Source organism: Microvirga sp. P4_G7 (genome assembly GCF_056401005.1).
Window position 1 is genome coordinate 1 of record NZ_JBFUKD010000065.1, and the last position, 9815, is coordinate 9815.

A 9815-nucleotide genomic window follows, 5' to 3' on the forward strand; every position below is an offset into this window, starting at 1 on the left:
TCGAACATTTCCTGTTTCACGTCACTGCCGGGGCCGACGTCGATCGTGGGGTAGGGCCTGGGGTTGGAGCCGTCGGCATCCATGTAGTGGGCGCGGCCCACCACCACCTCGGCCTCGGGGTTGGCGGCGACCGCCTCGTTGACGCGCCAGAGCGCGCGGTCGCTCTGCACGTCGTCCGAATTGAGCCAGGTGATCCACGGTTTGGACGTGCGGGCGAAGCCCTTCACGATCGCATCCGACTGGCCCTCGTCCTTTTCACTGACCCAGCGGATCCTCTCGCCGTAAGCTTCGAGACGCCTGACCGTATCGTCGGTCGATCCCCCGTCCATGACCAGGATTTCGAGATCCGGGTAGTTCTGGTCGAGGAGCGAGCGGATGGTTTCGTCGATGAAACGGCCCTGATTGAACGATGGGACGACGACGCTGATACCAATGACCGGCGTTTCCGCTTTCGACAGGGGCTCGGCGTTTTCCATCGACTTCAAATTTCCTCTTCCGAGAAGCAATCGGTGAATTTCACGTGGAAAGACAATCGCCGATTGTTCTTGTGGTCCGGGATATAGGAGGTGAAGGCGAATTCCATGGCCTCGGCGGAGCCGGGAATATCGAGCCGCTCGATCTTGTCGGCCTCGAGCCGATACTCGGCCACGATCGCCTTGCCGGCCTTGACACGGAGGGTCATGGCGCGCGGTGCCCGCCCTTCGAGAACGAGAGGACGGTCGCGCAAGGGTGAGGGCGAAAGGCGGACCCGGGTCGCGAGCCAATTGTCGAAATACACGCCCGATACGCCAGACGTGAGCGGCCCGAGCGCAGGAGCGAGCCTGGGGGACAGCTTGATTCTGCGGCGCAGGCGCGCCTTCAACCCGCCGGCGACTTTGCGCGCCACGTGCCGAAGCGCCTTGGCGGGTGGGTAGGAAGGGTCACCCAATCGCGCGGCATCGTATTCGACAAAGGCCTTTTCCAGATGCGGCACGCGCCGGACAATTCTGGCGAATGCGTCATGACGCTCCCAGAGCCGGTGGTTCCAATAGCCCTGAACGTAGCTCTTGCTGACCCGCCCCGCATGCTTGCGGGAGACCATGAAGATCTCGCGATAGATCAGGTTGCGCGCCGACAGGGTCTTTGTTTCCGGATAGAGGCGGGAATTGGCGAGAAGAATCGGCAGATGACGGATCGTGCCGCCTTTGCGTGCGACCCGCAGCCAATATTCGTAGTCCATCACGTAGTCGAGAGTATCGTCGAAGAGGCCGAAGCGCTCCACCACCGACGAGCGCCAGAACGTGGCTGGCTGGCAGACGCAGCAATCCTGCACCAGGCGGTCGAAGGAATAGGCGGCCGTCAGATAGCGCCCGGTGACGTTGTCGTCGACGTCGATGTAATGGGCGTCGCCGTAGACGAGATCGACATCACGGTTGTCCTGGAAGAACCGCACGACGGTCTCGACGGCATCCAACTCCAGCGTGTCGTCGGAATTCAGATAGGCGAGAATCTGCCCCGAGGTGCGCACCAGCCCTTTGTTGATGGCATCGGTCTGCCCTTTGTCCTTCTCGGAGACCCAACTGATCCGGTCGCCGTAGGATTTGAGGATGTCGACCGATTCATCGCTCGACCCCCCGTCCATGACGATCAGTTCGATGTTGGGGTAGGTCTGATTGAGAACGCTGTCGATGGTGCGCTTCAGGAAGCGGCCCTGATTGTACGAGGGCGTCACGATCGAGACCTTGATCGACGTGTCGAGAGGCGCCATCGGGATCGCCGGGGCGTCCGTTACGGGGGCGGGAACGATGGGGCGCTCTCCCGGGTCGCGGGCGGCGACGCGCCGGAACGCTTGTTTCAGATTGTCCGCCGCCTTCTGCCAGGTATAGCGACCGACCCGCGCTCGTCCTTTCGCGATCAGGTTTTCGACCAGGGGGCCATCTTGGACGATGCGGGACATCTGAGCTGCGATGTCGGTTGCGTCGGTCGGGTCGCAGAGCAGGGCCGCGTCGCCCGCCACTTCCGGCAGACTCGAGGTGTTGCTGCAGATGACGGGGCAATCGTTGTCGAACGCCTCCAGCACCGGCATGCCGAACCCTTCGAAAAGGGATAGGAAGGTCAGTGCCTTGGCGTGGCGATAGATGTAGACGAGCTCATCGCGCGAGACGAAACCCAGATGGTGAACACCCTCGGAAGCATGCGTGGCGGCGAGCTCTTGCCAGCCGCGAGGATGCCCCGTGAGGAGGAGCGAGTAATCGCCCGCCAGAGGATCATTTTTCTTGAACAGAGCGAACGCGTCGAGAAGCGTCGCGTGGTTCTTGTGCCGCCATAGGTTGGCGGGAAAGAAAAAGAACGGCTCATACGCGCCAATCTTGGACTTGAATGCGTCGGAAACGTTGAGATCCCGGCCGATATCGGCGACCTGCGACGACGGTTGCATCAGGAACACGTCGTCGTAGGCGTTGTGATAATGGGCGCGGATCGTGCCGGCGGCGTGTTCCGAATTGGTCGCGACCGCACCGCCGCCAGTGATCAGACGCGCGAAATGAGTGCGTCTCAGGCTGAGCGTGCCGGCGTCGAAGAAATCCGGAAAGGATTCATGCTGCAGATCGGGAATGAAGACGACCTGCTTATGAAGAGGAAACGTCAGCTCGTCCTCGTTCGGGAACGGTCGATAGAGCACGTCGATATCCTCCGCATCCAGGACGCCCTGGAGGGACGGATAGAAATTGCCGAGGGGCAGTGTGTAGTGTGTGACGTTCGGCGCCGAGACGGGAACGAGGTCCTGATTGAACATCGTTCCGAAGATGTGAAACTGCCAATCCGGGCACGATCGGATCAGGGCGCGGAAGGTTTCCGTGATCTGGGGGGCGATGCCGCCCGAGGCGCCGCGCGTGATGTGCCGAAGGTCGATGCCGACCCTCAGTGGATTGTCGTTCATTGCGGTGGAGCGGGGCATCGCTGGTTGAGGGACTCGCATGGAGGGCGGGCTTGGGACTGAATCGAAGATCGCCGTGTCCGTCCTGTCATCGTCCTTGAACGGCGTCGATCGTCCTCCTTCGAACAAGGAGCGCGGCATCGACGTCTTCCGTCAGCCGGCCAGGCGGTTTCGGATCGAGTCGGCTTCGCTGTTGCCGCGGTTGGTACCGTTGTTGCGGAACAGGTCGAGATCGGCCTGGACCATCTCGCTGACCAATTCCGGGAACGTGGTTTTATGGGTCCAGCCGAGCTTGGCCTTGGCCTTGGCCGGATTGCCGAGCAGAAGCTCCACTTCCGTCGGGCGGAAATAGCGCGGATCGACTTCAACCAGGACGGTGCCGGTCTTCTCGTCGACACCCACTTCGTCGACACCCTCGCCACGCCAAGCGATGACACGCCCGACATGGGCGAACGCGCGCTCGATGAACTCACGCACCGTATGGGTCTCGCCGGTGGCGAGCACGTAGTCGTCGGCCTCGTCCTGCTGCAGGATCCGCCACATCCCCTCGACATACTCGCGGGCGTGGCCCCAATCGCGCTTGGCGTCGAGATTGCCGATATAGAGCTTGTCCTGCATCCCCAGCTCGATCGACGCGACGGCGCGGCTGATCTTGCGGGTGACGAAGGTTTCGCCGCGTGTCGGGCTCTCGTGGTTGAACAGGATGCCGTTGGAGGCATGCATGCCGTAGGCTTCGCGGTAATTCACCGTGATCCAATAGGCGTAGAGCTTGGCCGCCGCATAGGGGCTGCGCGGATAGAACGGCGTCGTCTCGTCCTGCGGCACAGCCTGGACCTTGCCGTACAATTCCGAGGTCGACGCTTGATAGAAGCGGGTCTTCTGCTCGAGCCCGAGAATGCGGATCGCCTCCAGCATGCGCAGGGTTCCGAGCGCATCGCCGTTGGCAGTGTATTCCGGCGTCTCGAAGCTCACCTGGACATGGCTCTGGGCCGCCAGATTGTAGATCTCGGTCGGCTGCACCTCGGCCATGATGCGGATCAGGTTGGTCGAATCCGTCATGTCGCCGTAGTGAAGACGGAACCGTACGTCGCGCTCGTGGACGTCCTGATAAAGATGGTCCACCCGGCCCGTGTTGAACGAGGACGACCGCCGCTTCACACCGTGAACGACATAACCCTTGCTCAGCAGAAGCTCCGAGAGATACCCACCATCCTGGCCCGTGACGCCCGTGATCAGCGCAACCTTGTCAGACATCGTTTCTCTACACCTCGAGATCGGCAAGCGGCATACTGATTTGAGCAACCAAGACTTGACGATCGTTTGATTGGCCCTCAGGCGTCGTCCTGCCATCGAGAGCCAAGCTCTGCAGGAAGGCCCTGGCCGAAATTGTTGACATAAGTCGCCGCACTTAGCCCATAGGCTGGGACTTGTCGAGCCGAATACTGGGAAAGTGACACAATCTATCGCCCCTGAACTGTGCCGGAACTTCCCATCCGGCACTAGGCGTCTCCCTCCGACCTTGCCATCAACCCGAGGGTGTGGCAGCACGTCTGCTCTCTGGCGAGGCGGACATTCATGCGCATTTCTAGGCCATTGGTACCCTTGATCGTTTGCGGCGGCGCCGGGACACGTCTGTGGCCGGCTTCTCGCAAGGCGGCACCAAAACAGTTCATCAATCTGATGGGCTCGCAGTCCAGCTTCCAGGAAACGGTGCTGCGTGTGACCGATCCGGAGCTTTTCGCCGCGCCGGTGATCATCACCAATGAGGAATACCGCCACGTCGCGGCCGATCAGCTGGACGCCCTGGGCGTCAAGGCGGCGATCTTGCTGGAGCCCATGCGCCGGGACTCGGGTCCCGCGATCGCTGCGGGCGCCAGCTTTATTGCCGCGCGTGATCCCGAGGCTATCGTTCTGGTGCTGGCAGCGGACCATGTGGTGCAGGACGTCGCCGCTTTCCGCGCCGCGGTGCGGCAGGCGGCCGAGGCCGCCGACGGTGGGTCGATCGTCACGTTTGGCATCAATCCTGATCAACCGGCCACCGGCTATGGCTATATTCGCCGGGGTGCCGACACGGCCTTCGCGGGCGTCTCCAAGGTCGAAGCCTTCGTCGAGAAACCCGACGAGGAGACGGCGCGGCGTTATATCGCCGATGGATACCTGTGGAATTCCGGCAACTTCATGTTCCGCGCGGACGTCCTCCTGTCCGAATACAGCCGTTTCGATAGCGCGACCATCGATGCCGTCCAGGCGGCGGTCAGCAAAGGCAAGCAGGATCTCGGCTGGACGATTCTCGACCCGGAGGCGTTCGGGACCGCAGCCGCCGTTTCGATCGATTTCGCGGTAATGGAGAAGACGGATAAGGTGGCCGTCATCCCGGTCTCCATGGGGTGGTCGGACGTCGGCTCCTGGCATGCGGTGTGGGAGCTGACCGAGAAAGATGAGAACGGCAACGCGGCGATCGGCGACGCCGTTTTTCTCGACGCCTCCAATAATTTCGTTTCGAGCAAGAATCTCGTCTGCATCGCCGGGGTCGACAACCTCGCCGTGATTGCGACGGGCGACGCGACCTTGGTCTTCGACCGCAACAACATGGACGCCATGCGTCCGTTGGTGAAAAAGCTCGAGGCCGAAGGCCGCAAGCAGGTGGACGAGCACCTCGAAGTATTTCGTCCCTGGGGATCCTATCAATCGCTCGACATCGGCTCGCGCTTCCAGGTCAAGCGGATCGTCGTGAAGCCGGGCGGACGGTTGTCCTTGCAGAAGCATTTCCACCGCGCCGAACATTGGGTCGTGGTACGCGGCACCGCGCGGGTCACGATCGGCGAGACCGAGAAGATCCTGCGGGAGAATGAATCAACCTACATTCCGCTAGGTGAGGTCCATCGCCTGGAGAATCCCGGCAAGATTCCCCTCGAATTGATCGAGGTTCAATCGGGATCCTATCTCGGCGAGGACGACATCGTGCGTCTCGACGACGTCTACAACCGCATCTGACGGAGCGTCTCAGCGGCCACGCAGGATATCGCTCACGYCCGCCAGGATCGCGGCGAGTGGGAGGGGCGACAGACGGCCTTCGCGATATGTCAGGACGCGCAAAGCGTCGATCGGCTGGCCGGCTTTCAGGCGCGCCTGCGCCAAGGTCATCAGACAGCGGCCCTCCAGGGTCTTCGCCTTGTGGCGAAGGTCCGCGGGTGCATCGGGCCGGGACGCCATCTCGCGCGCCAATCGCAGAAGCTCGCTGCGCAGCATTTCACCTTCCGCAACGCCCTCGGCAAAAGTGAGCGAACCGCCGTGCTGCCGGTAACGGTACACGAGCGAATCGACCGGCACGGTTCGGATACCGGCGATCAGCGTGCGGGCCAGAAAGTGGCGGTCGGCGATGTGCGGATAGTCGAGGGAAAACAGGCCGACCTTGTCGAAAACCTGCCGGCGAAAGAAACGGGCATTCGGGATGCAGGCGCCGATGAGAGCGGCGTGGGCGTCGAGGGCGCGGTCGCGCGGATCGTCGTAACGTTCGATCGGACCGCCATCTCCGAACAATTCCGCGCCGCCGCAGACGGCTTGGGCGTCCGGATCGGCTGCGAAGGCATCCGCCACTGTCGCGAAAGCTCCGGCGGCGTAAAGGTCGTCCGAATTCAACAGGCCGATCGCATCGCCCGCGGCCCGCTCGATGCCCAGATTGATGGCGTCGTAGAGCCCGCGCCGACGATCCTGCAGGACGATGACGTCCGGTCGAGCAGCAAGYATCTCCAGCGTGCCGTCGGTCGATCCGCCATCGATGACGATATGCTCGATATCGTCATGCTTCTGCGCCAGCACGCTGTCGAGCGCCTGTTCGAGCAGAGCCCGGCGATTGAGGGTCGGCGTGACGATGGTGAAGCGCAAGCGGCGGCGTCCTTCGGATCGGGTCGTGAGACCGCATCGCCTTCGCGCATATCACGCCAGAGTGCAACCCGCAGCAGGCGCGCTTCAGGCGACCACCACGGTGCCGTCGCTGCCGACCGTCTGGATCACCTCGAAGCCCTCGAATTGCGGGTGATCGATATAGACAGGTTCATCCGAGGCGCCGGCTGGCCGAGCATTCTTGTGGGCGAGGCGGAACGCCTCCGACTTGGTCCAGGCCTCGAAGGCGGCCTTGTCCTGCCAGATCGTGTGGGAGGAATACAGGATGTGGTCGTCTCCCTGCGGTCCGCGCAGGAGATGAAACTCCACGAAACCCGGGACCTTGCGCAGGTGCACTTCTCGCGACAGCCAGATTTCCTCGAAGGCCGGCCCCTTGCCGGGAGCGACCTTGAACCGATTCATGGCGATGAACATCGAATGTCTCCTTAGTTATGGAAACCGGCGCGACGACGGGCCGCGCCGGTCGAAGAGGTCAGCGGCTGGCGAACTTCACCGTCAATCCGAACTTCGCCGTCAGGCCGGGACTTGGATTGGAATTGAGATACTGCGTGTATTGCCGGTCGAACAGGTTCTGAATGGTCAGGTCGCCACTGATATTCTCGTTGTAGCGATAAGACGCGAACAGATCGACGAGGCCGTAGCCCTTGGTCGGGTTCGCGACCGTTCTCTTCGTGTCGTCGACGAAGGTGAGGCGGGTGCCAAGGGTCAGCTTGTTGTCGAACAGACGGAAGCCGATGGTCGTGCTGATCCGGTTGGGCGTCACCGAGTTGAGAGCGTCGTGGGTGACCAGGTTTTCGCCTTCGATGATCGTGCCCGCAACGGTGACGAAACCGGCGCCCCAATCATACGCGGCTTCGAGTTCGGCGCCTTGAAGACGAGCTTTCGCGATGTTCTGATATTGCTGGTCCTGGATGCCGATGAGACACATGCTCGGCGCAAAGCGACAGGCGCTTACCGGCATGCCCGGAACAACGGGCACGTTGTACACCAGTCCAACGGGAACCGTGTCGATGTAGTCGCTGACCTCGTTGTGAAACACCGATGCCTTGGCCCGCAAGCTGTCCCCCGCGGACAGGACGTTGTCGTATTGGACGTTCACGCCGCCTTCGAGATTGCGCGCCACCTCTGGCCGCAGCGCCGGATTGGGTAGGATGTTGAAGATCGGGAAGGGGTGAATACCCTGGATCAGCGTCTCAGTGATCGACGGCGCCCGATAGCCTTCAGCATAGGTGCCGTAAAATTCGATTCCAGTAATGGGCGCGACGCCGATGGTGAGCTTGGGCGAGACGTGGCTGCCGTCCGAGCTGACGTTGCCGCCGCTCAGTTCGTAGCTGTCGAATCGCAGAGCGCCGACCGCGCGCAGCCAAGGCGTGAATCTGACCTCGTCCTGAACGAACCCGCCGAACAAGGTGCGATCGCCCGACGGCGTGAAGGCGGAGCCATAGCCGCCTGCATTGTCCTTGGTGCTGCCCTGATCCTGCGCTCCGTCGAGGCCGAACGTCAGCGCGTGCTGGAGGTTTCCCATGCCGAACCGCGCTGTATTGCTGATGTCGAAGCCCGCTGTCTCCATGCTGTAGATCAGCGGCGCGCCGGGCCTCACGCCGAGTGAACCGTATGTCCGCGAAGGCGTGATGACACGCTGGTTGTCCTCGGTCTTGGTGTAGTAGGCTTTGACGTTGAGATCGAGCCATTGCACGTCGGGGCGATTGAAGCGGTATCCAAGCGTGAAAGTGTTCGCCGTGACGTCGTTCTTGAAGCGGGTACCGACGCCCGTGTCGCCATTGTTGCTGAACGTATAGTTCTGCAGAAGCGCAGAGCCACTCAACGTGTGTCCGTCGGCCGGATAGACGTTGAACTTGAACAATCCGGACGTCAGTTCCGAATCGGAATCCCAGACCTTGTCATTGTTGCCGTCGCGATAATTGTTGGTGTTGCGGTAGAGAAATTGTCCGAACGCATCCGCGGCGTTGCCGATGCGCGCGCCCACCATGGCGTTGGTGAACATTCCGGCGCCGTTGGTGCCGTATCCCACCCTCTGGGTCGCGCCGTATTTTTCTTCGGCCGCGAGGATGTCATCGATGGTGCGGGTGCGGAAGGAAGCGATGCCGCCGATCGCGCCTGAGCCATAAATGGTCGAAACCGGTCCGCGCACTACGTCGACCTGGCCGATCAGTTCCGGATCGAGATAGAAAGTGCCGTTCGCCCCGTGGCCGCTCACCTGGTAATCCTGCCGCGCGCCATCGACGAGGACATTCACGCGTCCGAAATCCTGCAGGCCGCGGATGTTGATCGCCTGTCCCGGATCGGTTCCGGTCTCTTGCACCGAGACACCGGGAACGCCCTGCAGCACGTCGGAGATGCGCGACGCCTGGAAACGGTCGATCTGATCGCGCGTGACGACGCTGGAACCGGCGAGATCGTCAATGACCTTGTTCTCGGTTTTGGTCGACGTGACGGTGATCGTATCGAGAACGACCAGGTCAGCCTGAGGAGCCGTCGGCATCGCGGGTGGCGTTTGGGCCTGAGCCTGCGAAATCGTGAACCAGGATACGGACGCGACCAGCGCGACCCGAACGAAAGCCCCCATCGGTAAAACCTCCAGCCAAATGTGAGACCATGTGTGGATTGGTGCACTGGCTGGCTTGCGGACAATGAACGCGCTGGCTGGCTTGTACCATGCGACGGCAACAGAAGCGCCGCATGTTTGCGTTCCGTATATTTTTTAAATATTGAGGTCAAATCATTTGAAAGTCTGTAATTTTGCATCGTTCTAAAGCAAACTTACAACAACTAAAAACAGCACAACTGCGGCGTGTTTTCGGATTTATTACTTTTGAAAAATTACAAACAGGGTGATCAAGAGCATATGTCATCGAATACAAGTCAGCAGGGGCCAAAATCAGCCGCAAAGATCCGCGAAAAGCCTATCGTGGTCGATGTCGAGACTCTGCTCAACGGCGGTCGCGAGGCGCTCATCCTCCACCAGGGCGAGCAATAC

8 protein-coding genes are annotated in these 9815 nt (G+C 61.3%); 2 read left to right on the forward strand and 6 right to left on the reverse strand.

All coding sequences use genetic code 11. The features are described from left to right. The 3 genes from AC1DT3_RS05415 to gmd form a co-directional block, all read right to left on the reverse strand. A partial coding sequence (locus AC1DT3_RS05415; RefSeq protein WP_477464223.1) for a glycosyltransferase occupies window positions 1–476 on the reverse strand: 476 nt, incomplete at its 3' end. Between the two features lie 5 nt (window positions 477–481). Further along, window positions 482–3055, reverse strand: coding sequence for a glycosyltransferase (locus tag AC1DT3_RS05420; protein ID WP_477464224.1), 2574 nt, complete (start codon window positions 3053–3055; stop codon window positions 482–484). 12 nt (window positions 3056–3067) lie between these two features. Next, window positions 3068–4168, reverse strand: coding sequence for a GDP-mannose 4,6-dehydratase (gmd, locus tag AC1DT3_RS05425; protein ID WP_477464225.1), 1101 nt, complete (start codon window positions 4166–4168; stop codon window positions 3068–3070). Between the two features lie 321 nt (window positions 4169–4489). Here gmd and AC1DT3_RS05430 point away from each other — a divergent pair, with 321 nt between their 5' ends. Then, entirely contained in the window at window positions 4490–5908 is a 1419-nt protein-coding gene (locus tag AC1DT3_RS05430) for a mannose-1-phosphate guanylyltransferase/mannose-6-phosphate isomerase (RefSeq protein ID WP_477464226.1), read from the forward strand. 9 nt (window positions 5909–5917) lie between these two features. On the opposite strand, the gene AC1DT3_RS05435 is transcribed toward AC1DT3_RS05430, so the two are convergent. The 3 genes from AC1DT3_RS05435 to AC1DT3_RS05445 all read right to left on the reverse strand — a co-directional run bounded on the left by AC1DT3_RS05435 (window position 5918) and on the right by AC1DT3_RS05445 (window position 9404). Next, on the reverse strand, window positions 5918–6799 hold the full coding sequence (locus AC1DT3_RS05435) for a glycosyltransferase family 2 protein (protein WP_477464227.1): 882 nt from the start codon (window positions 6797–6799) through the stop codon (window positions 5918–5920). A gap of 84 nt (window positions 6800–6883) precedes the next feature. Beyond that, window positions 6884–7231, reverse strand: a complete 348-nt coding sequence (hmuQ, locus tag AC1DT3_RS05440) for a heme-degrading protein HmuQ (protein WP_477464228.1) — start codon at window positions 7229–7231, stop codon at window positions 6884–6886. A 58-nt stretch (window positions 7232–7289) separates the two neighbouring features. Then, window positions 7290–9404: a TonB-dependent hemoglobin/transferrin/lactoferrin family receptor gene (locus AC1DT3_RS05445; protein ID WP_477464229.1), complete on the reverse strand. Its 2115-nt coding sequence runs from the start codon at window positions 9402–9404 to the stop codon at window positions 7290–7292. 279 nt (window positions 9405–9683) lie between these two features. Between AC1DT3_RS05445 and hemP the strand changes: the two genes are divergently transcribed. After that, on the forward strand, window positions 9684–9815 hold a 132-nt coding region (gene hemP / locus AC1DT3_RS05450), incomplete at its 3' end, for a hemin uptake protein HemP (RefSeq protein ID WP_477464230.1).